Origin of the sequence: Flavobacterium sp. ASW18X (assembly GCF_005144745.1) — a bacterium.
In the GTDB taxonomy this organism is placed as follows: Bacteria; Bacteroidota; Bacteroidia; order Flavobacteriales; family Flavobacteriaceae; genus Croceivirga.
Window position 1 is genome coordinate 29982 of the sequence record NZ_SWKK01000016.1, and the last position, 23620, is coordinate 53601.

The window sequence follows — 23620 nt, forward strand, 5'->3', positions numbered from 1 at the left end:
CTTTACTGTAAATAAATTACTAATTTATGCTTCTAAAATTGGTTGTTCATGTTGCTCATCCGCATCAAAACCAAGGCTATTTTTATACACAAAATACAATGGTATTTTGCCAAACATAGCAGTAAAAAACAATCCTATGTAACAGGCAATAACACCTAGATTAGCTAAAAAACCACAGACTAACAGCAACCCAAATATCACTAGCCAATTTTTATTTCCTAAAGCGAAGCTCGCTTTCACTATCTCTGCAGCAGTCAAATCTTGTCTAAATGCTAAAAACACAGGAAACAAAGAAACAGGGACCATAACGTAGATTACCCCTATACCACAAGCAAGCATACCTAAAAAAGTAAGGCCTGTTGCGTATAACCCAAGAACAAAAGACTTTTTTAAATTTTCTCCTTTTAAAAACCTAAAATAATCATCCTTGCCCATCTCCTCCTTATCTTTTAGCTTACAGATTCGATAAAAAGCAGCCATTAGGCCATTACTAATGGTCATTACTGCCAATAAAAAAATAGGCATGAATACAATCATCAACACAGCAAACCACACTGGTGGCTGGTCAGATTCAAAAGACTGAGGGTCATTAAAGCCTGCAGCAAACATTGGTATGTAAATAATAAGATAAAAAGGCATAATGCAAGCCATCATAATTAGAAAGGTCACTAATCCTTGCACCCACACTTTTTTAAATAGCTCGATGGATTCACTAAAAATTCCACCGAAATCCAGATTAACACTGGATTCAATTCTAGACTTTAGTTGGTCTATTTTCATAAAATATTGATTTTGGTTGTTCTAAATTTAGGATATAACGTGCAATTATTTAAAATCGTCTTAATTTAACTGCCAATTTGTCATTATCGTTTACTAAAAATAGTATCTTTGCCCCCCGCAGAAAGGTAAGGATGATGCAAAACGACACGGAAAAAATTATAGACGAAAAAGTACAGGGCACTGCCCTATCACTAGAAAACAACAGCAAAAACACCCGTAAATTATACATTGAAAGCTACGGCTGTCAAATGAATTTTTCGGATAGTGAAATTGTTGCGTCCATATTGGCTAAAGAAGGCTTTAACACCACCCAAAAGTTAGAGGAGGCCGATTTGGTTTTGGTAAATACCTGTTCTATTAGAGAAAAGGCAGAACAAACTGTTAGAAAACGTTTAGAAAAATACAATGCTGTAAAACGCACCAACCCTGGGATGAAAGTTGGCGTATTGGGTTGTATGGCAGAACGTCTTAAAAGTAAATTCTTAGAAGAGGAAAAAATGGTAGATATGGTTGTAGGCCCAGATGCCTACAAAGATTTACCAAACCTAATTAAAGAAATAGACGAAGGTAGAAACGCAGTTAACGTCATTCTATCTAAAGACGAAACGTATGGTGATGTTGCCCCCGTACGTCTAAATTCTAACGGGGTTAGCGCTTTTGTCTCCATTACCCGTGGCTGTGATAATATGTGTACCTTTTGTGTTGTGCCCTTTACTAGAGGTAGGGAACGTAGTCGTGACCCACAATCTATCATAGATGAAGTCAATGATTTATGGGACAGAGGTTTTAAAGAAATTACATTACTAGGACAAAATGTAGATAGTTACCTATGGTATGGTGGCGGATTAAAAAAAGATTTTGACAAGGCTACGGATATGCAAAAAGCAACTTCTGTAAACTTTGCGAAATTATTAGAATTGGTGGCACTTGCACAACCTAAAATGCGCATTCGTTTTTCTACATCTAATCCGCAAGACATGACCTTGGATGTTATAGACACCATGGCTAAATTTGACAACATCTGCAAATACATACACTTGCCTGTACAAAGTGGTAGCGATAGAATACTAAAAGAAATGAATCGCCTGCATACCAGACAAGAATATTTTACCCTTATAGATAATATAAAAGCCCGTATTCCGGATTGCGCCATTAGTCAAGATATGATTACTGGTTTCCCAACAGAAACCGAAGAAGACCACCAAGATACTTTATCTTTAATGGAGTATGTAAAGTACGATTTTGGATTTATGTTCGCCTACTCCGAAAGGCCGGGAACCTTAGCTGCTCGTAAATTAGAAGATGATGTTCCAGAAGCTATAAAAAAACGCAGACTTACAGAAATTATCAACTTACAACAAGAGCATGCTTTATACCGTACGCAACAACATGTTGGCAAGACAGAAGAGGTTTTAATAGAAGGAACCTCTAAAAAATCTGATGCGCATTGGATGGGTAGAAACTCTCAAAACACCGTTGTTGTATTCCCTAAAGAGGACTACAAAGTTGGGCAATTTGTAAATGTAAAAATTAACGACTGTACTTCTGCTACATTAATAGGAGAAGCAGTTTCACTTTCTAAAAACAATTAAGCTATTGGAATCCGTACAATCCATAAAACAGCGCTTTGAACTTATAGGCAACGACCCAAAGTTTAATAGAGCTTTGGAAAAAGCTATGCAAGTAGCACCTACGGATATCTCCGTATTAGTTACTGGGGAAAGTGGTGTAGGTAAAGAATCTATTCCAAAAATTATTCATTCCTTATCACATAGAAAACACGCCAAATATATTGCTGTGAACTGTGGAGCAATACCAGAAGGCACCATAGACTCTGAACTTTTTGGACACGAAAAAGGAGCCTTCACCGGCGCCACACAAACCCGTAGTGGTTATTTTGAAGTGGTCGATGGAGGTACTATTTTTTTAGATGAAGTAGGAGAATTACCCTTAACTACACAAGTACGTTTATTACGAGTATTAGAAAATGGCGAATTTTTAAAAGTAGGTTCTTCTCAAGTACAAAAAACAAACGTGCGTATTGTGGCCGCGACCAATGTAAATATGTTCGAGGCGATTAAAAAAGAGAAATTTAGAGAGGATTTATACTACCGTTTAAGTACGGTAGAAATCAACATACCTCCTTTACGAGAAAGACAAGGAGACATTCATTTGTTGTTCCGAAAGTTTGCCTCAGACTTTGGACAAAAATATAAAATGCCCACCATCAGACTGCAAGAAGAGGCCGTGGCTATTTTACAACGTTACCGATGGCCCGGAAACATTCGTCAACTACGTAATATAGCCGAACAAGTATCTGTTTTAGAAGAAAACAGAGAGGTATCAGCCGCTACACTGGGCAGCTATTTACCAGATATGACTGGAGGTAATTTACCAGCCTTGGTAAATCAACAAAAGAAAGAGAGCGACTTTAGTACCGAACGCGAAATTCTTTATAAGGTTCTTTTTGATATGAAGAGCGACTTAAATGATTTAAAAAAGTTGACTTTGGAATTGATGAAAGAGAATGATTCTGAAAAGGTACAGGAAGAAAACGAAACTTTAATTCGTAAAATTTACGGCGATAAAGAAGAATCTTATGAAGAGGAGCAGCCAATTACTGAAATTTTGCATTTGCCAGAACCAACTGCAGAATCAACAGTAAAACCACAGAGACCCGCTCCCTTAGAAGACCGCTACCACTTTGCAGAAGAAATACAAGAAGAAGAAACCCTGTCTCTACAAGAAAAAGAGATAGAGCTTATAAAAAAATCATTAGAACGGAATAAAGGTAAACGTAAAGCTGCAGCAGCAGAATTAGGCATCTCTGAACGCACTTTGTACCGTAAAATAAAACAATATGACTTGTAAATGAAATTGATAAAATCATTCTTTAGAATTCTTTCCTTTGTAGGCTTACTCACCATACAAGCCTGTGGATTTTATAATTTCTCTGGTGCTAGTACAGGGACCGCAGAAACAGTTCAGGTAAACTTTTTTCAGAATTACGCAGACCAAACTCCAGGATCTACGATTGAACCAGGATTAGATAGAGATTTTACCAACGCGCTTCAAGATTTAATTACCAACCTTACCAGTCTTAATCTTACCAGCAACGGAGGCCATTTATTGTATGAAGGAGAAATTGTTGAATACCGCGTATCCCCCATGTCTGCTACAGCCAATCAACAAGCTTCTCAAAATAGATTAACAATTAGCGTAAACGTCCGTTTTTATAATAAAACTAAAGAAGATGCCGATTTTGAAAGGCGTTTTTCTTTCTTTTATGATTATCCACAAGCTTCGCTTTTACAAAACGTAAAAACAGAAGCGCATGAAGTAATTTTTGAGCGAATAACACAAGATATTTTCAATGCTTCTTTAGCGGACTGGTAAGCCATGAATGTAACGGAATTCATACAACTTTTACAAGAACCAAAAGCCACGCTAACTCCACAACAAACTAAGGAGTTAGAAGGTATGCTAGAAGAATATCCGTACTTTCAAGCCGCCAGAGCCTTACATCTAAAAGGTCTTAAGTCTTTGGAATCTTATAAATATAATAATGCACTAAAAGTAACGGCTGCGCACACCACAGACAGAGAGGTATTGTTTGACTACATTACGTCAGAAGATTTTAGCAACCACCAAATTGCTAACACCATACTGGGTAGAACAGCGCCATTAGCGGAACAGGAAACCATTTCTGAAGTAATTACTCCAAATCCCGATGCTAAATCGATGCTAGAGGAAACTGAAGAAGCGCCTTTACCGCAAAATATTACCGACGCTGAGCAAATACTGGACCCCGCACTATTTAATGTAAAAGCTGCTACGGAATTAACACTTAAAGAAGATGCGTTAGAAGAAAAAACCGTTGTAGAAAGAGAATTGGGAATTGGAAAACCTTTTCAATTTACAAAATCAGAAAAACATTCGTTTACAGAGTGGCTGCAGCTTACTAGCACACATCAACCTATTGCTAGAGACAACGAGGATATAAAAGAAACCCCTATCTCCAAGGTGAGCAAGGTAAAAGATTATCCGCTAGCATCTAAGGCAGAAACAGTCAAAACTAATACTCAAAAAGGTTTAAATAAGAAGAAGAAATTTGAGTTGTTAGACAAATTCATAAGCACTAATCCCAAAATTGTACCTAATGCTGAGCTTATGAAAAAAGTAGATATCAGCGACACACAAAAGGTAGATGCATCTCAGTTAATGACAGAAACCTTAGCCAAAGTATATTTAGAACAAAAGAAGTACAAAAAGGCTATACAGGCATATAAAATATTGAGTTTGAAATATCCGGAAAAAAGTGGTTTCTTTGCGGATCAAATTCGAGCTGTAAAACAGCTTCAGAAAGAAAAGAATTGATAACATGAGTACGTTTACTATTTTTCTAGGCCTAATTATTGTTGTATGCCTACTATTAGTCTTGGTTATTATGGTGCAGAATCCAAAAGGAGGCGGATTGTCTTCTTCTTTTGGTGGTGGTGGCAACCAAGTTGTAGGTGGCGTTAAGAAAACTGGAGACTTTTTGGATAAAAGTACATGGACATTAGCAGTATTGTTAATTGTGCTAATCCTTTTAAGTAATTTATCTCTAAAAGGTAGCTTTGGCGCTCCAGAATCTAAAGTATTACAAGGTGAGGATATTGAAACGACAGTTCCAGAAACTGTTCCGGAAACAGTCCCAGAAACCACCCCTGCAGCCCCAAGTGATGGCACTGCAGACACCATCCAATAAACAAAACGGATGCTAAAAAATTTAAAAATGCCAGCTTGGATGACAAGCTGGCATTTTTAGTTTTACATATTGTCAGTTTTTGGCAATTGGCACAATTTCTGCCCACTGCAATGCAGAATATTTAAAACTAATACCTAAAATTTTATAAAATGGCGAAAGTTAATATTAAACCATTAGCAGACAGGGTTCTTATTGAGCCTATGGCGGCCGAGACCAAAACGGCCTCTGGTATCATTATTCCAGACACTGCCAAAGAAAAACCACAAAAAGGTAAAGTTGTTGCAGTTGGTCCTGGAACCAAAGACGAAGCAATGACAGTTAAAGTAGGTGATTCCGTGCTTTATGGAAAATATGCCGGAACCGACTTAAAACTAGAAGGTGTAGACTACCTAATTATGAGAGAGAGCGATATACTTGCAATTGTATAATCCGCAAATTCCAAATTAAAACAAATCTCAAATTCTAAAGTTTCAAAAATTTACGTCAACAGTAAATCTTGAAATTTTAATTTTTTAAAACATTATAATAATGGCAAAAGACATAACATTTGACATTGATGCACGTGACGGCCTAAAAAAAGGTGTAGATGCATTGGCTAACGCGGTTAAAGTAACCCTAGGCCCTAAAGGTAGAAACGTTATCATCAGCAAATCTTTTGGTGCTCCACAAGTCACTAAAGATGGTGTAACTGTTGCTAAAGAAATAGAATTGGCAGATGCTCTAGAGAATATGGGAGCACAAATGGTAAAAGAAGTAGCTTCTAAAACTAACGACCTTGCAGGTGATGGTACTACTACGGCCACCGTATTAGCACAGGCTATTGTAAAAGAAGGCTTAAAAAATGTTGCGGCAGGCGCTAACCCTATGGACCTTAAAAGAGGTATTGACAAGGCTGTAGAAGCTATTGTTGAGGATTTAGCTAAGCAATCTAAAAAAGTAGGAGATTCTACAGATAAAATTAAGCAAGTAGCCTCTATTTCTGCTAATAACGACGAAACTATTGGCGACTTAATTGCACAAGCTTTTGAAAAAGTAGGTAAAGAAGGTGTAATCACGGTAGAAGAAGCTAAAGGTACAGATACTTACGTAGATGTAGTAGAAGGTATGCAGTTTGACAGAGGATACCTTTCTCCATACTTTGTAACCGATTCTGAAAAGATGGTTGCTGAGTTAGACAACCCTTACATCTTGTTATTTGACAAGAAAATCTCTTCTATGAAGGATTTATTACCAGTACTTGAGCCTGTGGCACAATCTGGCAAGCCTTTATTGATTATTGCAGAAGACGTAGATGGTGAAGCACTAGCTACTTTAGTGGTAAACAAATTACGTGGTTCTTTAAAAATTGCTGCTGTTAAAGCTCCTGGTTTTGGAGATAGAAGAAAAGCAATGTTGGAAGATATTGCAATCTTAACTAACGGTACCGTTATTTCTGAAGAAAGAGGATTCTCCTTGGAGACTGCTACTATTGATATGTTAGGTACTACAGAGCGTGTGTCTATAGACAAAGACAATACAACAATTGTAAATGGTTCTGGTGCTGCTGATAACATTAAAACTCGTGTAAACCAGATTAAATCTCAAATAGAGACTACTACTTCTGATTACGATAAAGAAAAACTTCAAGAACGTCTTGCTAAATTAGCTGGTGGTGTAGCCGTACTTTATGTTGGTGCTGCTTCTGAAGTTGAAATGAAAGAGAAGAAAGACCGCGTAGATGATGCCTTACACGCAACTAGAGCAGCTGTAGAAGAAGGTATTGTTGCTGGTGGTGGTGTTGCTTTGGTTAGAGCAAAATCTGTTCTAGACAAAGTTAAGACCGAAAATGCTGATGAAGCTACCGGTTTACAAATTGTAGCAAGAGCTATTGAGGCGCCTATCAGAACTATTGTTTCTAATGCTGGTGGCGAGGGATCTGTAGTGGTTGCTAAAATCTTAGAAGGTAAAGGTGATTTTGGTTATGATGCAAAATCTGACCAGTATGTAGAAATGATGAAGGCTGGTATTATTGACCCTAAGAAAGTAACTCGTGTTGCTTTGGAAAATGCAGCTTCTGTTGCAGGTATGATTTTAACTACCGAGTGTGCATTAACAGACATTAAGGAAGATACCCCTGCAGGACCTCCAATGCCAGGTGGTGGTATGCCAGGTATGATGTAATTCTAGTTTTAAGAACTACAAATAACAAAAAGCCATGTTGTATTCAACATGGCTTTTTCATTTTTACCCCTACTCCTTCTCTTTATTAATTTTTACATCGTCAAAAACGTAACCCGCCGCAGCATTACTGGTATCGTCCACGTCATAATAAACATATAACAAATAAGCAGACTTACCCCAAAATGTGTCCGATTTTACCGGTCTATTCTGCAGGTTTATATTGCCACTCTCTTTATAAATATTCAAAGCATACTCATTTGTTTCGCGGTTTATACCAACTAAAAATGTTTGCTTTTCATTAGCGGTATAAGTCCCAATAACATGTTCGTTATAAGCACCATCCGTTAATAGCAGGTCGCCATCTTTGAATTTTATATCAAAGGCAGACTCAAAGTGCCCTCCAGAAAAACTTATATGGAATGTTTTGTGATTCGTACTTTCAGGTGTACCCAAGAAGCTATAGTTCAAAAACTTATTAGAAGATGGCACATTATCAGACTCAAACCACATCAATTTAAAAGAACAGTTAGGTTCATTGTAGAAGCGCATGGATTTAGACCCAATAGTAGCGTTGTCTACAACCGTTATACCACAATTACCTTTTATTTCATCCCCAGAAGGTTCTCCTGGCGGATTAGGGTTTGGTGCTGAGCCTACGTTATCAGCATTGAAATTTGCGCTAAAAATGAGAGGCCCACAAGAAGTCATCATAAAACAAAAGCAAAAAAAGACGCACAATTTAATCGAAGCAATGGTTTTCATATCATATAAATATTAAATGTTTACATTTTTTAGATATGATTCCACTAAAGCCATATGGGGAAAGAGGAAACTAAACAGCCACAGAATCAATACAAAACTAAAGTGCCTGCATGGCTAAACTATTCTTAATTGTATCACTGACAATTAAAACTGTGTTATCATCCATAATTCACGTATAAATCAAATAAAAAAAGACCCCGTATTTACGGAGTCTTTTATCACCCTAATTAAAAAAAAGAGTCGTTTAAAACGACTCTTCCTGTTATTTTAAAACCAGATTCCATCTTGGAATCCAACCACCAAATTACTTCTTCTTGCCAGTAGCTTGGGTAGTCTTTTGAGCTCTAGCAGCAGGAGCTGCTTTAGCTGACTGAGACTTTCCAGAGGATTTAGCTTTTGCCATAATTGTTAATTTAAAAACCGATGTAAATGTAGATGATGGATGAATCCGTTGGTCAATTTTGGCTAAAGATTAACTAAAAGCATGGACACCGCCATTACCAGCATTATAACGTTTTCTATAAAGGTAGCCTCTGTCATTGGCAAATTTAAAGTTGTACCCAAACAAGCACATTTTATTGCCTTCTTATCCAAGATAGACTTAGTTACACCAACAGTTGTTATACCCAATACAATTAAGGTAACAAACAAAGCTAATAGTACTTGAATTCTCATTAAGAACATCAGCCCTAAAACCACTTCTATAAAAGGGTAAATTTTACCATAAACGGGAACCCGCTTTGCCAAGGGATCGTACATGCCAAAACTTTCTGGAAACCCTTTTAAATCGAGTAGTTTAAAAAAACTAAAAACGATATAAAATAGCCCCATGAAATCTAACATAGCACTACTCCAGTCCCAACTTTTGTAGTTGAGTAAAAAAGCTGCAACAAACAAATAGGCAAATATGAGAAACAAAGGCTTAAGCTGCTTCCATTTAGATAATTCTTCCTCAGAGGTTGCTTCAGGATAAGTTTCGGTTGTACTAGTTACTGTATATTTTTCAGGCAAAACCGATTGTAATTCTGTGGCAGGTATTACCCGATTAGAGGTAATCTTGGCCAAAGAAGTTTCCAAATTTACATCAACCTGGATTACCCCAGAAATAGTAGCTATTTTTTTGGTCACGGACGCTACACAACCATTACACGTCATCCCTGCCACCTTAAATTGTTGCTCCATTAGTCGTGATGCTTAGAATCATCTGTATTGTCCTCGCGGTACTTACAACATGGATGAATTTTAGCATAAGCCTCTTCTGTTGCCTTCAACTCTTTACTATCATGGCCAACCGCCGCGATGGCAGACTTTATTTCCATGCTATTGGTTTTGCGCTCATCTATTATCAAAGACAATTCGTGCGTAGGAATGTCCCAAGAGGCATATTTTACACCTTTTACGTTTAAACAAGCCTTTTCTATACGAGCTTTACACATGCCACATTTACCGTTGACCTCAAAGTTCAATTTTTTGTTCTTGTCTTGCGCTGTTGTGGTAAGCGCCATTAACGCTACTCCTAAAAATAAAATAAGTTTTTTCATCGTATTGTTTAATTAAGTTTATATCTAAATCCAGCATAGAACATTCTACCCATTATGGGCGCATATACTATGCTTGTATCAAAGTTTGGACCAAAAGGGTCATTTGCCCCAAGAACAGGATTATCCTGTGTAAAATTAGTTAAGTTTTCACCACCCAAATACACTTCAAAAGCATTAGAAAACACTTTGGTTACCTGCGCATTCATCAAGGCATAAGAAGGGGAAGCATCTCCTAATTGATAGTTGTGCTCAAAAACCACAGAGCTAGGCAAACGTTGTTGCCCCACCGTATGTAAAGTATAATCCATTCGCCATTGTGCACCATTCTCCTTAGGGTTAGTGGTGTATCCTATATTTAAAAAGTACCTGTTTTTAGCGGTTAACGGTTTTTGCAATAATCCGTTTTGGTAATTGGTCTTAACACTATAGAACTTGTAGGCGGTTCTAAAATCTAGTCGTGGTAAAACCTCATAATTTAATTCTACCTGAAAACTGTTGGCATAACTATCTCCCTCTAAATTGGAAAAAATTACCTGACTGGGATTCTCCCAATCAACCACTACCTGATTATTGAACTGGGTACGGTAAAAATCCAGACCAACATTACCCTTACGACCTTCCCATGTGAATCCTTGTAAAAAACTCAATCCAAAATTCGTTGCCTTTTCGGGTTCAAAACCATAAATGGGACCTGTAGAGCTATTAAGAAGTAATTGCCTGTTAGATGCGAACAATCTCTGATTCTCTGCAAAAATGTTTGCAGCCCTACGCCCAATACCAAAAGACCCTCGTAAACTTGCGTTCTCCCAAGGCGTATACCTTACATGCAATCTTGGCGTAAAAAACGTTCCAAGTCTATTATGGCTATCTACCCGGGCACCAGCGGTAAGGCTCAATTTCTCCAGATTGGTATAGGCATACTCAAAGAATACACCCACGGAACGGTCTACCCGGTTAAAATCTACCGTATTCACCAGTTCGTCATACTGATCATAAGCAAACGTAATACCTGTTTTAAAGGTGTTTCTAGTATCGCCCAGAATAGAATTAAACACCAAATTGGAATACAAACTAGCATGAGAAATGTCATATTGATTAAATCCGTAATACGAATCCTGTTCGTGCTTACTATAAGCTATTTGCAGGCCCATGCTCTGGAAAGGCATATCTGGAAACACGTAACCCATTTTACCAGAAAGGTCATATCGCTTTGTATTGATTTCACTACCCCAAGCATTGGTGGTAAATTTATCCGTTTCCGGATTAAAGTTTACTTGCCCAACTTGTTTATCATCAACTAAAAAGCGGGCTCCCAAAAAACCTACCCAACCTTTAGCTGCATCTTGGTATTGCCATCTATTAAAAACATTTAACTGTTCCGCCAATGGCGCATCTAAAAACCCGTCTTCATTATTATCCTCTTTTTGGCTCCTTTTGTTACCATGCACATATAGACCGGTAGACCATTTTTCAGCAACCTTTGCATTTAAGTGCGTATTTACCTCGTACCTGCCATTCTGATTTGCGTATCCATTAACAAAAAGCTTATTATCCGTAAAGGGTTTTAACAACTCTGTATTTATTTGGCCAGATATACTTTCGTAACCATTTACTACAGAACCAGCACCTTTGGTTATCTGTATACTTTCTACCCATGTACCCGGGGTAAATGTTAAGCCAAAGGTTTGAGAAGCGCCACGCACCATGGGTATATTCTCTTGTGTAATTAAGATATACGGACTTGTTAACCCCAACATCTCTATTTGCTTTGTGCCTGTAAGCGCATCGTTAAAGTTTACGTCTATAGCCGGATTGGTTTCAAAGCTTTCTGATAGATTACAGCAAGCGGCCTTTAATAATTCGGCACTATTAATGGTAACAATATTCTCTGAAGATAAAAATGCCTTTTGTACCGCATCTCTTTTTTGTTCCACCACAACCTCATCTAATTGATTGGAAGGCTGTAGGGTGTGATGCACCATTTTTGGTTCGGTAATGGTTAGAGTATCAGTTTTAAAACCAATATAACTGACAACCAATTTATCGTATTCACCAGTATAGGGTATAGCAAAAAGACCCTCTTCATTAGTAATGGTTCCAATAGGTGAGTTGAGCCAATATACATTAGCTCCAGGAAGTGCCAAATGCTTTCCTGCTGCATTGCCCTCCATAATCATGCCTTCTACTTTATCCTGGGCATGACCTAAGTTTAAAATTTGTAGTATAATGGCGAAAAGCCAATAAGTATTTTTCATTGTAATTTGATATGATAAGGTTACATACAATTATTCAGGTCGTCATAGACCAATTTTTTGTAAAACCTTAAAATCAAATTAGATATACTTCGTAAAGCTGATGTAGTTTCCGTTCAGGTAAGGGCGGTGCTTCAATTAATGGTGTTGCAACCTCTTCCAATGCTACGGATAGTAAATGAAGATAAGCAACCGTATAGGTTTGTAGAAAAACTTGTTGCTCAAAATCTAAATCGTCCCAAGAAACTTTAATTAAATCATCTTGACCCGTTAGGGTAAAGGAATCATCATCACAACAACCTGGATTTTCCTGTTCCATTTCTAGGGCTGCCAAGGCAGCTTTCATACCACAATCTTCCGCACCATGAAAAAAAGCAACATCCATAACCCTGCCCATGCACAAATGCTTGTCTACCGTCCAAGAGAATGTAGAAAGCAATACTAGGCAAGCTAATGCTATAGAAAAACTATGTGTTACCGCTTTTTTCACCCTGCAAAAATACAAAATTTTAAGCTGGATACTTAAACGCGTTTTTGTTTGATATATTTTTAACAGCTTCTATTGTAAGGAATAGGAATACTACCGACTTTTGCACTCTATAAATTTTGATAGTAATGTTCGACGCTTTAAAACCACAGATAGCAACCCTACTAAATAACACAACCCAAACCGCAGAGCAACGCATGCAAGCTATTTGCGAGCTATTGAAGGCGAATATTCCACACTATGATTGGGTTGGCTTTTACTTTAAAAATGGTGATAAGCGCGAACTAAAATTAGGGTCCTATGCCGGTGCACCTACAGACCATACCATTATTCCTTTTGGCAAGGGCATTTGTGGACAAGTGGCAGAAAGCAACCAAAACTTTGTAGTACCAGATGTACAAGCCCAAGATAATTACATTGCTTGTAGCATTACCGTAAAGTCAGAAATTGTAATTCCATTGTTTAAAAATGGTGAAAATATTGGCCAGATAGACATAGACTCTAACACACCAGACCCTTTTACAACAGAAGACGAACGTTTTCTGGAATGGGTAAACGAAGGTGTTTCTCAAATTCTTTAAAACTTAAGGTTTTTTGTTAATAACCCATTAAGGTTTTTCTGGTGAAATAAAGTACTTTTGAAGCTTAATTTTTTCCACTTCAAAATTCTAATGAGTACTACCAAAAAAGCAACATCGGCATTAATTTCCGTATTTCATAAAGACGGACTAGAACCTATTGTTAAAAAACTAGACGAACTTGGGGTTACCCTATATTCTACCGGAGGCACGGAGAAGTTTATTAAAGACCTAGGCATAGATGTAGTTGCCGTAGAAGATGTAACTAGCTACCCCTCTATTTTGGGTGGCCGCGTTAAAACCTTACATCCTAAAATTTTTGGTGGCATATTAAACAGACAAGAACATGAAGGCGATGTGGCTCAGATGCAAGAATTTGAAATTCCACAGTTAGATATCGTTATTGTAGACTTGTATCCATTTGAAAAAACGGTAGCAAGCGGTGCTGCTGAACAAGATATTATTGAAAAAATTGACATAGGTGGTATTTCTTTGATTAGAGCGGCCGCAAAAAATTTCAAGGATGTGCTATGCGTTTCCTCTATGGAAGATTATGGCCAATTTTTGGATATTATAACCAATGGTAATGGCGAGACTACCTTAGAAGAAAGAAAATTGTTCGCTGCTAAAGCGTTTAATGTTTCATCACATTATGATTCCGCTATTTTCAACTACTTCAATCAAAAACAAGCAGTTACTAGTTTAAAAATCAGCGAAACGCAAGGACAGATATTGCGTTATGGAGAAAACCCACACCAAAAAGGGTATTTCTTTGGAGATTTTGACGCCATGTTTGATAAACTACACGGCAAAGAATTATCTTACAACAACCTTTTAGATGTGGACGCAGCCGTTAATTTAATGGGAGAATTTCAAAATGATGCTCCTACCTTTGCTATTTTAAAGCACAATAACGCTTGTGGTCTTGCTACTAGAAATACCATAAAAGAAGCATATGTGGATGCACTTGCTGGCGACCCTGTTTCTGCTTTTGGCGGTATTTTAATCAGCAACACGGAAATTGACAAGGCAACTGCTGAAGAAATTCACCAACTGTTTTGTGAAGTAGTAATCGCACCTTCTTATTCTGATGACGCTCTAGAGGTTTTGAAAGGCAAAAAGAATAGAATAATCCTAATACAAAAAGAAGTAGTATTACCCGCCAACCAAGTACGTACTTGTTTAAACGGTTTTTTGTTACAAGACAAAGACAACAAGAGCGATGCAAAAGAAGATTTAAACAATGTTACCGATAAGGCAGCCACTGCTGAGGAAATAGAAGATTTACTTTTTGCTTCTAAAATCTGCAAGCATACTAAAAGTAACACCATTGTATTGGCCAAAAACAAACAATTATGTGCTAGCGGTACTGGGCAAACTTCTAGAGTAGATGCTTTAAACCAAGCTATACACAAGGCAGGTTCTTTTAATTTTGATTTGAATGGTGCTGTTATGGCCAGTGATGCTTTTTTTCCGTTTCCTGATTGTGTGGAAATTGCTCACAAGGCAGGCATTAGTTCCGTAATACAACCTGGGGGTTCTATCAAAGACCAATTGAGTATAGATTATTGTAACGAAAACGGACTTTCTATGGTAATGACAGGCACAAGACATTTTAAGCATTAAATTGCTTACTTTTACCGATAAATTTTACCTTTAATCTAAAATTAGGACCTTTCTATGGGATTCTTTGATTTCATGACCGAGGAGATTGCCATTGACCTTGGTACGGCAAACACCTTAATAATACATTTGGACAAGGTTGTGGTAGATAGCCCTTCCATTGTGGCCCGTGACCGTGTGTCTGGGAAGATAATTGCCGTAGGTAAGGAGGCGAGTATGATGCAGGGGAAAACCCATGAAAACATTAAAACCATACGCCCACTTAAAGATGGTGTAATCGCAGATTTTGATGCTTCTGAAAAGATGATTAATATGTTCATTAAGAACATACCTGCGCTTAAAAAGAAATGGTTCCCACCTGCATTGCGCATGGTAATTTGTATTCCTTCTGGTATTACAGAAGTAGAAATGCGTGCCGTTCGTGAATCTGCAGAACGTGTTAATGGCAAAGAAGTTTACCTAATTCATGAACCTATGGCAGCAGCAATAGGTATTGGCTTAGATATTATGCAACCCAAAGGCAACATGATTGTAGATATAGGTGGTGGTACTACAGAAATTGCGGTTATAGCCCTTGGTGGTATTGTGTGTGATAAATCTGTAAAGATTGCTGGTGATGTCTTTACCAATGATATTATCTATTACATGCGTACACAACACAATTTATATGTGGGAGAAAGTACTGCAGAAGCTATAAAAATTGAAATTGGAGCTGCTACGGAAGATTTGCAGTCCCCGCCAGATGACAAACAGATTCAAGGTAGGGATTTGTTAACCGGAAAACCAAAACAGGTACAAGTAACTTACCGTGAAATTGCAAAAGCCTTAGATAAAAGTATTTTACGCGTAGAAGATGCGGTAATGGAGACCCTATCACAGACTCCACCAGAACTTGCTGCAGATATTTACAATACAGGTATTTACCTTGCTGGTGGAGGCTCAATGCTTCGTGGTCTGGATAAACGTTTATCTCAAAAAACAGATTTACCCGTTTATATTGCCGAAGATCCTTTAAGGGCAGTAGTACGCGGTACGGGAATAGCGCTTAAAAATTTGGATAGATACAAGAGTATTTTAATTAAGTAAGGCTCTAGTAGCCTTACTGGTTTATTCCAAGGTAAAATACATCAGGTGGAATGCAAAGAATTATCAATTTTATAATCAACAACAGAAATGCATTTCTCTATGCGGTATTGGTATTGTTTGGCCTTATAATTACGGTAAACACTCATTCCTATCATCAATCTAAATTCTTCAACTCTTCTAAATGGATTACAGGTAGTATATATGGCGTATCTTACAACATAAAAGATTATTTTAATCTCAGAGAAGAAAACCAAAGACTCGTTTTAGAAAACGAACAATTGCGGGAGCAACTACTCAATGCCCCTGTCACCTATTTATCTGATAGTATATATAATTTTACTGTTACACCCGCCAAGGCTCTTAAAAACATGTATTCCTCACCTAGAAATTACATCACTTTAGACAAAGGAGAAAAGGATGGCATAAAACAAGACATGGGTGTAATTACACCCCTAGGCGTTCTTGGCATCATAGAAAATACATCTAACAACTTTAGTGTGGTGCAAAGCATCTTAAACACAAAATCCAATATAAACGCCAAAATAAAAAATACCAATTACTTTGGTTCATTAGTATGGAATGCCCGAGATTATAGAACGGTACAATTGATAGACATTCCAAGGTCGGTTCCTTTAACAGTAGGGGACACTATCACCACAGGGGCTATGTCCAGCATTTTTCCGGAAGACATCCCAATTGGTGTGATTAAAGCGTATGATTTGAACCAAAACCAAAGTACGTTTACCATCAACGTAGATTTGTTTAATGATATGGCAAACATTAAAAATGTCTATATCATTAAAAATAAGAATAGAAAAGAAGTGCTAGAATTGCAAAAATTGGTAGAAGATGCAAAATAATCCAATACCATTAACCATTATTCGTTTTGTACTTTTAGTACTTGCGCAAGTGCTATTGTTTAACCATCTAAACTTTTGGGGTTACATTAACCCACTAGTTTATGTATTGTTCTTCTACTGGTACCCGCTTAGGGAAAACAAATCAGTTTTTTTATTGGTCAGTTTTTTGTTAGGTTTTGCAATCGATTTATTTTCTGACACCATGGCGTTACATTCCATAGCTGCAATTACAGTTGCCTACGCCAGACCCCTTCTAATGCGCTTTTGCTTTGGCGCGAATTTTGAATTTCAAGGGTTTACCTTTAAAAACACAACTAAAGTACAACGCGCGACTTTCTTATTGCTGTTAATTATAGTGCAACACGTGGTATTCTTTTCGCTAGAAATTTTAAGTTTCTCGCATATCCTGTTAATTTTGAAAAAAATACTATTTACTAGTTTAACTACGTTTCTATTTTGTGTATTACTTAGTTCTCTCTTTGCTAGAGAACAAGACCTATAGTTAATTTCCATGAGGCGATTACTTTTATCATCCATAATTATCATTATTGGGATAACCTTTATTAGTAGATTATCTTATCTACAACTACTGCGCTTTTCTCCCAATCAGATATTAGAAGACCCTGCCATTAAAGCCGTTTACGATTATCCTGAACGAGGCTATATTTATGATAGAAATGGTAAATTAATGGTAGGTAACCAGCCTGCGTATGACGTTATGGTAATACCTAGGGAGACCAAACCTTTAGACACACTAGAATTTTGTCAACTCTTAGGCATTACAAAAGAAAAATTTATAGAACAGCTTAAAAAGGCACGTATCTACTCTCCTAGATTACCCTCTGTTGTAGTACCACAATTATCTAAAGAAGATTATGCCGGACTACAAGAAAAAATGCGTAAATACCAAGGATTCTACATTCAAAAACGTTCTTTGCGGGATTACAAAACAAATAGCGCTGCCAATGTACTTGGTTATATTAGTGAAGTGAATGAGGCTGATTTAAGAGCCAATCCGTACTACCGTGCAGGCGAATTAAAAGGCCGTACTGGTATAGAAAAGCAGTACGAAGAATTACTACGAGGCAGAAAAGGAGTTAAGTACATTCAAAAAGACCGATTTAATAGAGACATTGGACCCTATAAAGAAGGTAAATTAGATACGCTACCAAAACTGGGCAAAGAAGTACACATTACTATTGATAAAGACCTGCAAGAATACGGAGAACTTTTAATGCATGGAAAAAGAGGTGGTATTGTGGCGATTGAACCTTCTACTGGAGAAATATTAGCTTTAATTTCTGGACCTACGTACGACCCTTCATTATTGGTGGGCCGCGAACGCTCTAAAAACTATAGTAAACTACATTATGACAGTGTTGCCAGGCCTACTTGGGACCGTTCCATTTTAGCAGAACCCTCTCCAGGTTCACCTTTTAAAACATTAAATGCCCTTGTAGGACTAGAAGAAGGTGTGATTGACGAACACACAAAATTCACTTGCTACAACGGGTTCTACGTTGGCAGACAAAAGAAAGGATGTCATTGCGGTGGTGGTGTTAGAGACATGAATTCTGGTATTTATAAATCTTGTAACGCTTATTTTGCAGGTACTTTTAGAAAAATATATGGCAAATATGCTACTACCGATGAAGGTATGGATGCTTGGGAAAAACATATGAAAAGTTTTGGGCTTGGGAATTACCTAGGTGTAGATTTACCTACAGGAAGACCTGGGAGAATCCCTAATAAAGAATTCTATGATAAATGGTACGGAGACAATCGCTGGGGCTCTTCTACAATAATATCTAATTCTATTGGGCAAGGAGAGGTTGCTATAACACCTATACAATTAGCTAATGTAATGGCTGCAATTTCTAATAGAGGGTTTTACTATACACCCCACATCATCAAAGAAATAGGCAACGGTCTTACTATTGACGAGAATTTTACAGAAAAGAAATATACTACTATTTCGCCAGAACATTTTGAACCTGTAATAGAAGGTATGGCTAATGTGTATAGAGTGGGGACTGCACGCTATCTAAACATTCCTGGGATAGAAATTGCTGGTAAAACAGGCACCGTAGAGAATTTCACAAAAATAGATGGAGAACGTGTACAACTTACTGATCATTCTGTTTTCACTGCCTTTGCACCTTTAAAACGCCCTAAAATTGCTATTGCTGTTTACATAGAAAATGGATACTACGGAGCACGTTATGCTGGCCATATTGCATCATTAATGATAGAAAAATATGTAAATGGTGAAATTACACGTACAGATTTGGAAAAGCGTATGCTAGAAAAGACTTTGGAGCATGAATATGCCAAACCGTTTAGCGGAGAACCGTTTAAAATAAATGAGTATGTCTGGTAGTAGCATGCTTAAAAAATTAGATTGGGTTACCATTTTACTTTATTTAATTTTAGTGTTTTTTGGCTGGGTCAACATATACAGTACCACTTTTGTAGACGCTGATGTTTCTGTATTTGACATGTCTACCCGCTATGGTAAACAACTGTTTTTCGTTGGCGCCTCCTTGGTTTTTATTATCATCATATTAGCCATAGAAAACTCGTTTTTTGAGCGGTTTGCCAGCTTATTTTACATCATTTCTATTGTTCTTCTATTAGGTCTTTTCCTTTTTGGTAAAAAGATTGGCGGCGCTATTAGCTGGTATGATTTAGGATTTTTCAATTTTCAACCTTCAGAATTAGGCAAATTAACCACCGCTCTCGCGTTAGCAAAATATTTGAGTGACATACAAACAGATTTAAGAAAAGGAAAACACCAATGGTACGCTGTACTTATCCTTTTAATACCTATCATCTTAATTTTACCGCAGCCAGACCCAGGAAGTGCACTGGTCTATTTTTCCTTGTTCTTTGTGCTCTTTAGAGAAGGTATGCCCTTAAAGTATTTAGGTTTTGCCTTAATGCTAATTCTACTCTTTGTCTGTACATTAAAATATGGAGTAATCTGGGTAGTTATTGGTATGGGTATTCTAACCTCTTTATTTTTCTTGTTCAAAAAACCTCAATTAAAAATACCGACCCTACCTCTAATTTTATTTTTAGTAGCAAGCCTTGTTGTTTCTTTATCCGTAGACTTTGTGTACAATAATGTTTTTGAGCAACGCCACAGAGATCGCTTTAGCTTATGGTTGGATTTAGAGAAGGACCCAGTGCGATTAGAACAAATTAAAAAAACGATTGGCTACAATACATACCAAGCCGAAAAGGCTATTGAATCTGGAGGTCTTAAAGGGAAAGGATTTTTAGAAGGCACCAGAACTAAAGGAGATTTTGTTCCTGAACAGGACACAGACTACATTTTTAGTTCGGTAGGTGAAGAGTGGGGTTTTTTAGGAACCTCCGCTGTTGTACTTGTTTTTTCTTTATTCTTTTTACGTCTTATTATGCTTGCAGAGCGACAGAAAAAAGATTTTGGACGCATGTATGGCTATGGCATTATATCTATACTTTTAACCCACTATTTTGTAAATATTGGTATGGTAATAGGTTTACTACCAACCATAGGCATTCCCTTACCCTTTTTTAGTTACGGCGGTTCTGGGTTACTCTTTTTTACTGGTATGCTTTTTATCTTTTTAAAGTTTGATGCGGAGCGATTGAGCGAACTTTAGAACTCCCAATCTGATTGATACGTTTTTGACTCTAGCTGGTTTTCTAAATTGTCTTGTAACTTTGGAAAAAAATCGATTCCTGTAGCTTTTTCTACTACATCTACTGGCACAACAAAGTCCATAAAAGATGTGGTTGTAGGTCTGTTTGGTATTAAAATAGCTAAAACCGTATAATCATCGCCTTTAGGGCGTATTACAATTTTATAATAACTATTGGGCACATCTACATCTTCATCCCCTATTTCTTTTAATCCATCCTCTAACACTCCAGCCGTAATTATATATACGTCTCCGTACTTTTTACACCAACGCCTTACTTGTTTTTCTAATTCGTTCCAAACACCTGCATTAAAAGCTCTATTCTGAGGAGATATGTTACTGGTATAAAATGTTTCGTTATACGCATATTCTGTAAACTTACGGTCACCAGCCGGGACTAAATGCCCCCTATCATAACCAGAACCTCTATAATTACGCCAATCTGCAGATTTACTCTTTACCTTAGGGTCTTCTATAAAATAAGGACGTTTTCTATCGTCGTACGTTAAATGCTCTCGCTTTAACTCGTAAGCTACCCATTCTGCCTGTTCGTGCGCCTCACTATAAGACAACATGTAATAGTCATGCTCCACGATTGCTCCATATGTGGAACTAGGCTGTAATTGTTCTAAAAAAGGACTGTGCTGAGATTGCTGCGCTGGATTAGAATAGGCAGCGGGTGTGTAAAAATTCTGGAATAACCAAAAGCCAACAGTGAGCGTAATTAAAATAAGGGAGTAAATCGTCTTTTTTTTCATGCTACAAAAATACTTTTTTGCAAAGAAAAAGCCCCAACGGAAAATCCATTAGGGCTTTACTTTGCTGTTTAGTATTGACTAGCCTTTAACGGCTAGTTTATGCTTTTCATGTTTAATTGCATTTAACTTTAAATCTTGCAACACGTTTATTGCCTCTTCTACATAAATATCTTTAGCTAAATCTTTATGCCAACGATCACGCTTTTCTCTCAAGACCTCATCTTGAGCAAATAATTCTCGCTCATATTCTAAGGATTGAAATGTTAATTTAGAATCGTAATCTCTTAATTTTTTAAAGTAATTAGACTTTTCTTTATTCGCCTCTTGATCTTTCTTATACGCTTCATAATTCAAAGAAACCACATTTTCATCTTGTTGCTCTTTTACCCATCTTGCGTTTTCTTCTAATAGCTTTATTTGCGGATTATTCTCTAGTCGATTTTTACTTCTAGAGACGGTACCTTCGTAATCAATGTAGCCATCCCATGTATTATAATCCGCAGGAGAAATTTTATCCCAACCCAGAGGATTGTCTTGATCACGTTCTCCTAAATCTATATAACTATAACGGTCTGGAACTACAATGTCACTCTTAACCCCTTCTAACTGGGTAGAACCTCCATTAATTCTATAAAATTTTTGTGTAGTTAGTTTGATGGCTCCTAAATCTCCATGCTCATTACTACGCACTATATTTTCTAATGGAATTACATTTTGTACGGTTCCCTTACCAAAAGTCTGCTTACTACCAATTACGATAGCTCGCTTATAATCTTGCATTGCGGCTGCTAAAATCTCAGAAGCAGAAGCGGATAATTCATTTACCAAAATAACCAAAGGACCATCCCACTGAATTCGCTCATCATTATCTTCATGAATCTCTTTGCGTTGACCAGAAGATTTAACCTGTACAATAGGGCCATCTTTAATAAATAAACCAGCCATTTCTACCACAGTTTTTAGAGACCCACCACCATTATCTCTTAAATCTAAGATAAGACCTTCTGCACCAGCTTCTTTTAAGCGTTCCACTTCTTTAGCCACGTCTGTAGCCGCGTTGCGCTCCGTATAATCCTCAAAATCCACATAGAATTTAGGTAAATGTATAAGCCCATATTTTCTATCGTCTTGGATTACCGTAGCAGATTTAGCGTAGGACTCTTCTAATTCGACTACATCTCTGGTAATAGACACAACCTCAACGGTACCATCTACCTTACGCACTGTTAAATCTACAATAGTACCTTTTGGACCCTTTATTAATTTTATAGCGTCATCTAAACGCATACCTACAATATCTATAGGTTCTTCTCCGTTCTGACCTACTTTTAAAATCTCATCCCCTACCTCTAGGCTTTTTTCCCTCCAAACTGGACCGCCACTAATAATTTCAACAATTTTTGCTCCTTCTGGCTTTTTCTGCAAACGGGCACCAATCCCCTCAAATTTACCAGACATGCTAATATCAAACTTATCTTTTTCTTCTGGAGCAAAGTAGAATGTATGAGGGTCAAACTCGTCCACAATAGTATTTATATACTGTACAAACCAATCTTTACGCTCTAAACCAGCAACAAAATCAAAAAATTCATCTAAAGTATTTTTGGTGCTTTCTCTAGAAGAAGCTTCCACCTCCGCTAAGGTCATGTCTCTAAGTGGCTTTTTGCCATCACTCTTAGCACGTTCAAATTCTACTGCTGCTAAGTCTTCTCCAACAGCACTTTCACCGGTACCACCAGAAGCTATGGATTTAGTTCTGATTTTAATTTTATTATCGTAGGTACCCAGGGTGTTATATTTTAATTGCTTTCTCCAACGTTCCTTTAATTCTCTTTTATTAGAGGCGTAAGGCTCGTCTTTGTAGTCCACTTTTATTTCCTCTTTCTTGGTATAATCAAAAGGCTCCGATAAGATTTCTGTGTAAACCGCCTGAGCTTCGTCCATACGAGTCATGAGGCGTTGGTAAACCAAGTTGAAGAATGTAATATCTGTATTCTTAATTTGGTCATCTATCTGGTACTTGTACTTTTCAAACTCTTTAATATCATCCTCTAAAAAGTAACGTTTTGTTGGATCTAGGATATCTAGAAAATCTTCAAAAACATTAGCAGAAAATTTATCATTTATTTGTTTAGGCTCATAATGCCCACGCTCTAAAACGTAGGTAATTAAGTCTAATAAGAGTTTATCTTTATCATCATTCTCAAAAGATTTGTTGGTAAAGCTGCAAGAAGCAACTGCCACCATACTGACCAAAAGGACTAAGATTAAATTCTTCTTCATAATATATTGCT

Annotated in this window: 21 protein-coding genes; 13 read left to right on the plus strand and 8 right to left on the minus strand. The window is 37.2% G+C overall.

What is annotated here, in order from left to right:
• Positions 1–24: 24 nt before the first annotated feature.
• Entirely contained in the window at positions 25–780 is a 756-nt protein-coding gene (locus tag FBT53_RS11825) for a hypothetical protein (RefSeq protein ID WP_136951401.1), read from the minus strand.
• 131 nt (positions 781–911) lie between these two features.
• On the opposite strand from FBT53_RS11825, the gene miaB reads away from it, so the two are divergent.
• From miaB to groL, 7 genes are all read left to right on the plus strand, one after another.
• Entirely contained in the window at positions 912–2372 is a 1461-nt protein-coding gene (gene miaB, locus FBT53_RS11830; protein WP_136951402.1) for a tRNA (N6-isopentenyl adenosine(37)-C2)-methylthiotransferase MiaB, read from the plus strand.
• 4 nt (positions 2373–2376) lie between these two features.
• Positions 2377–3651 (plus strand): sigma-54-dependent Fis family transcriptional regulator, encoded by a 1275-nt coding sequence (locus FBT53_RS11835; RefSeq protein ID WP_136951403.1) that lies wholly within the window; start codon positions 2377–2379, stop codon positions 3649–3651.
• Positions 3652–4176, plus strand: a complete 525-nt coding sequence (locus tag FBT53_RS11840; protein ID WP_136951404.1) for an LptE family protein — start codon at positions 3652–3654, stop codon at positions 4174–4176.
• A gap of 3 nt (positions 4177–4179) precedes the next feature.
• Positions 4180–5157, plus strand: a complete 978-nt coding sequence (locus tag FBT53_RS11845; protein ID WP_136951405.1) for a hypothetical protein — start codon at positions 4180–4182, stop codon at positions 5155–5157.
• 4 nt (positions 5158–5161) lie between these two features.
• On the plus strand, positions 5162–5530 hold the full coding sequence (secG, locus tag FBT53_RS11850; RefSeq protein WP_136951406.1) for a preprotein translocase subunit SecG: 369 nt from the start codon (positions 5162–5164) through the stop codon (positions 5528–5530).
• A 149-nt stretch (positions 5531–5679) separates the two neighbouring features.
• Entirely contained in the window at positions 5680–5958 is a 279-nt protein-coding gene (gene groES, locus FBT53_RS11855) for a co-chaperone GroES (protein WP_136951407.1), read from the plus strand.
• 100 nt (positions 5959–6058) lie between these two features.
• Positions 6059–7690 (plus strand): chaperonin GroEL, encoded by a 1632-nt coding sequence (gene groL, locus FBT53_RS11860; RefSeq protein ID WP_136951408.1) that lies wholly within the window; start codon positions 6059–6061, stop codon positions 7688–7690.
• A gap of 69 nt (positions 7691–7759) precedes the next feature.
• Here groL and FBT53_RS11865 read toward each other — a convergent pair whose 3' ends face one another.
• The 5 genes from FBT53_RS11865 to FBT53_RS11885 form a co-directional block, all read right to left on the minus strand.
• Positions 7760–8401, minus strand: a complete 642-nt coding sequence (locus FBT53_RS11865) for a hypothetical protein (RefSeq protein ID WP_136951409.1) — start codon at positions 8399–8401, stop codon at positions 7760–7762.
• 516 nt (positions 8402–8917) lie between these two features.
• Entirely contained in the window at positions 8918–9634 is a 717-nt protein-coding gene (locus tag FBT53_RS11870; RefSeq protein WP_136951410.1) for a heavy-metal-associated domain-containing protein, read from the minus strand.
• A complete protein-coding gene (locus tag FBT53_RS11875) occupies positions 9634–9993 on the minus strand; it encodes a heavy-metal-associated domain-containing protein (RefSeq protein ID WP_136951411.1) in 360 nt (119 codons plus the stop codon). The genes FBT53_RS11870 and FBT53_RS11875 overlap by 1 nt, the downstream gene beginning before the upstream one ends.
• A gap of 8 nt (positions 9994–10001) precedes the next feature.
• Complete coding sequence (locus FBT53_RS11880) at positions 10002–12248, minus strand: TonB-dependent receptor domain-containing protein (RefSeq protein WP_136951412.1); 2247 nt, start codon at positions 12246–12248, stop codon at positions 10002–10004.
• Positions 12249–12321: 73 nt separating this feature from the next.
• On the minus strand, positions 12322–12735 hold the full coding sequence (locus FBT53_RS11885; RefSeq protein WP_010518261.1) for a hypothetical protein: 414 nt from the start codon (positions 12733–12735) through the stop codon (positions 12322–12324).
• A gap of 125 nt (positions 12736–12860) precedes the next feature.
• Between FBT53_RS11885 and FBT53_RS11890 the strand changes: the two genes are divergently transcribed.
• The 6 genes from FBT53_RS11890 to rodA all read left to right on the plus strand — a co-directional run bounded on the left by FBT53_RS11890 (position 12861) and on the right by rodA (position 20529).
• A complete protein-coding gene (locus tag FBT53_RS11890; RefSeq protein ID WP_136951413.1) occupies positions 12861–13313 on the plus strand; it encodes a GAF domain-containing protein in 453 nt (150 codons plus the stop codon).
• A gap of 90 nt (positions 13314–13403) precedes the next feature.
• Positions 13404–14936, plus strand: a complete 1533-nt coding sequence (gene purH, locus FBT53_RS11895; protein ID WP_136951414.1) for a bifunctional phosphoribosylaminoimidazolecarboxamide formyltransferase/IMP cyclohydrolase — start codon at positions 13404–13406, stop codon at positions 14934–14936.
• A gap of 54 nt (positions 14937–14990) precedes the next feature.
• Positions 14991–16019: a rod shape-determining protein gene (locus FBT53_RS11900; RefSeq protein ID WP_136951415.1), complete on the plus strand. Its 1029-nt coding sequence runs from the start codon at positions 14991–14993 to the stop codon at positions 16017–16019.
• 50 nt (positions 16020–16069) lie between these two features.
• Positions 16070–16879 (plus strand): rod shape-determining protein MreC, encoded by an 810-nt coding sequence (gene mreC / locus FBT53_RS11905; protein ID WP_136951416.1) that lies wholly within the window; start codon positions 16070–16072, stop codon positions 16877–16879.
• Between the two features lie 511 nt (positions 16880–17390).
• The gene (locus tag FBT53_RS11915) at positions 17391–19259 is read left to right on the plus strand and encodes a penicillin-binding protein 2 (RefSeq protein WP_136951418.1); all 1869 of its coding nucleotides are present in this window, start codon (positions 17391–17393) and stop codon (positions 19257–19259) included.
• Positions 19249–20529 carry a rod shape-determining protein RodA gene (gene rodA, locus FBT53_RS11920; protein WP_169630355.1) on the plus strand — a complete coding sequence of 427 codons (1281 nt, stop codon included), beginning with the start codon at positions 19249–19251 and terminating at the stop codon, positions 20527–20529. Before FBT53_RS11915 ends, rodA begins: the two co-directional genes overlap by 11 nt.
• On the opposite strand, the gene FBT53_RS11925 is transcribed toward rodA, so the two are convergent.
• Both FBT53_RS11925 and FBT53_RS11930 read right to left on the minus strand, forming a co-directional pair.
• The gene (locus tag FBT53_RS11925; RefSeq protein ID WP_136951420.1) at positions 20526–21326 is read right to left on the minus strand and encodes a DNA/RNA non-specific endonuclease; all 801 of its coding nucleotides are present in this window, start codon (positions 21324–21326) and stop codon (positions 20526–20528) included. The two genes, rodA and FBT53_RS11925, sit on opposite strands and share 4 nt — an antisense overlap.
• A gap of 78 nt (positions 21327–21404) precedes the next feature.
• The gene (locus FBT53_RS11930) at positions 21405–23609 is read right to left on the minus strand and encodes a carboxy terminal-processing peptidase (protein WP_136951421.1); all 2205 of its coding nucleotides are present in this window, start codon (positions 23607–23609) and stop codon (positions 21405–21407) included.
• Between the last annotated feature and the right edge of the window lie 11 nt (positions 23610–23620).

What these genes read in the sequence shown, in the direction of transcription:
- FBT53_RS11825 (WP_136951401.1), bottom strand. Translation starts at nt 780, where the DNA reads ATGAAAATAGACCAACTAAAGTCTAGAATTGAATCCAGTGTTAATCTG.
- miaB (WP_136951402.1), top strand. Translation starts at nt 912, where the DNA reads ATGATGCAAAACGACACGGAAAAAATTATAGACGAAAAAGTACAGGGC.
- FBT53_RS11840 (WP_136951404.1), top strand. Translation starts at nt 3,652, where the DNA reads ATGAAATTGATAAAATCATTCTTTAGAATTCTTTCCTTTGTAGGCTTA.
- FBT53_RS11845 (WP_136951405.1), top strand. Translation starts at nt 4,180, where the DNA reads ATGAATGTAACGGAATTCATACAACTTTTACAAGAACCAAAAGCCACG.
- secG (WP_136951406.1), top strand. Translation starts at nt 5,162, where the DNA reads ATGAGTACGTTTACTATTTTTCTAGGCCTAATTATTGTTGTATGCCTA.
- groES (WP_136951407.1), top strand. Translation starts at nt 5,680, where the DNA reads ATGGCGAAAGTTAATATTAAACCATTAGCAGACAGGGTTCTTATTGAG.
- groL (WP_136951408.1), top strand. Translation starts at nt 6,059, where the DNA reads ATGGCAAAAGACATAACATTTGACATTGATGCACGTGACGGCCTAAAA.
- FBT53_RS11865 (WP_136951409.1), bottom strand. Translation starts at nt 8,401, where the DNA reads ATGATGACTTCTTGTGGGCCTCTCATTTTTAGCGCAAATTTCAATGCT.
- FBT53_RS11870 (WP_136951410.1), bottom strand. Translation starts at nt 9,634, where the DNA reads ATGGAGCAACAATTTAAGGTGGCAGGGATGACGTGTAATGGTTGTGTA.
- FBT53_RS11875 (WP_136951411.1), bottom strand. Translation starts at nt 9,993, where the DNA reads ATGAAAAAACTTATTTTATTTTTAGGAGTAGCGTTAATGGCGCTTACC.
- FBT53_RS11880 (WP_136951412.1), bottom strand. Translation starts at nt 12,248, where the DNA reads ATGAAAAATACTTATTGGCTTTTCGCCATTATACTACAAATTTTAAAC.
- FBT53_RS11890 (WP_136951413.1), top strand. Translation starts at nt 12,861, where the DNA reads ATGTTCGACGCTTTAAAACCACAGATAGCAACCCTACTAAATAACACA.
- purH (WP_136951414.1), top strand. Translation starts at nt 13,404, where the DNA reads ATGAGTACTACCAAAAAAGCAACATCGGCATTAATTTCCGTATTTCAT.
- FBT53_RS11900 (WP_136951415.1), top strand. Translation starts at nt 14,991, where the DNA reads ATGGGATTCTTTGATTTCATGACCGAGGAGATTGCCATTGACCTTGGT.
- mreC (WP_136951416.1), top strand. Translation starts at nt 16,070, where the DNA reads ATGCAAAGAATTATCAATTTTATAATCAACAACAGAAATGCATTTCTC.
- FBT53_RS11915 (WP_136951418.1), top strand. Translation starts at nt 17,391, where the DNA reads ATGAGGCGATTACTTTTATCATCCATAATTATCATTATTGGGATAACC.
- rodA (WP_169630355.1), top strand. Translation starts at nt 19,249, where the DNA reads ATGTCTGGTAGTAGCATGCTTAAAAAATTAGATTGGGTTACCATTTTA.
- FBT53_RS11925 (WP_136951420.1), bottom strand. Translation starts at nt 21,326, where the DNA reads ATGAAAAAAAAGACGATTTACTCCCTTATTTTAATTACGCTCACTGTT.
- FBT53_RS11930 (WP_136951421.1), bottom strand. Translation starts at nt 23,609, where the DNA reads ATGAAGAAGAATTTAATCTTAGTCCTTTTGGTCAGTATGGTGGCAGTT.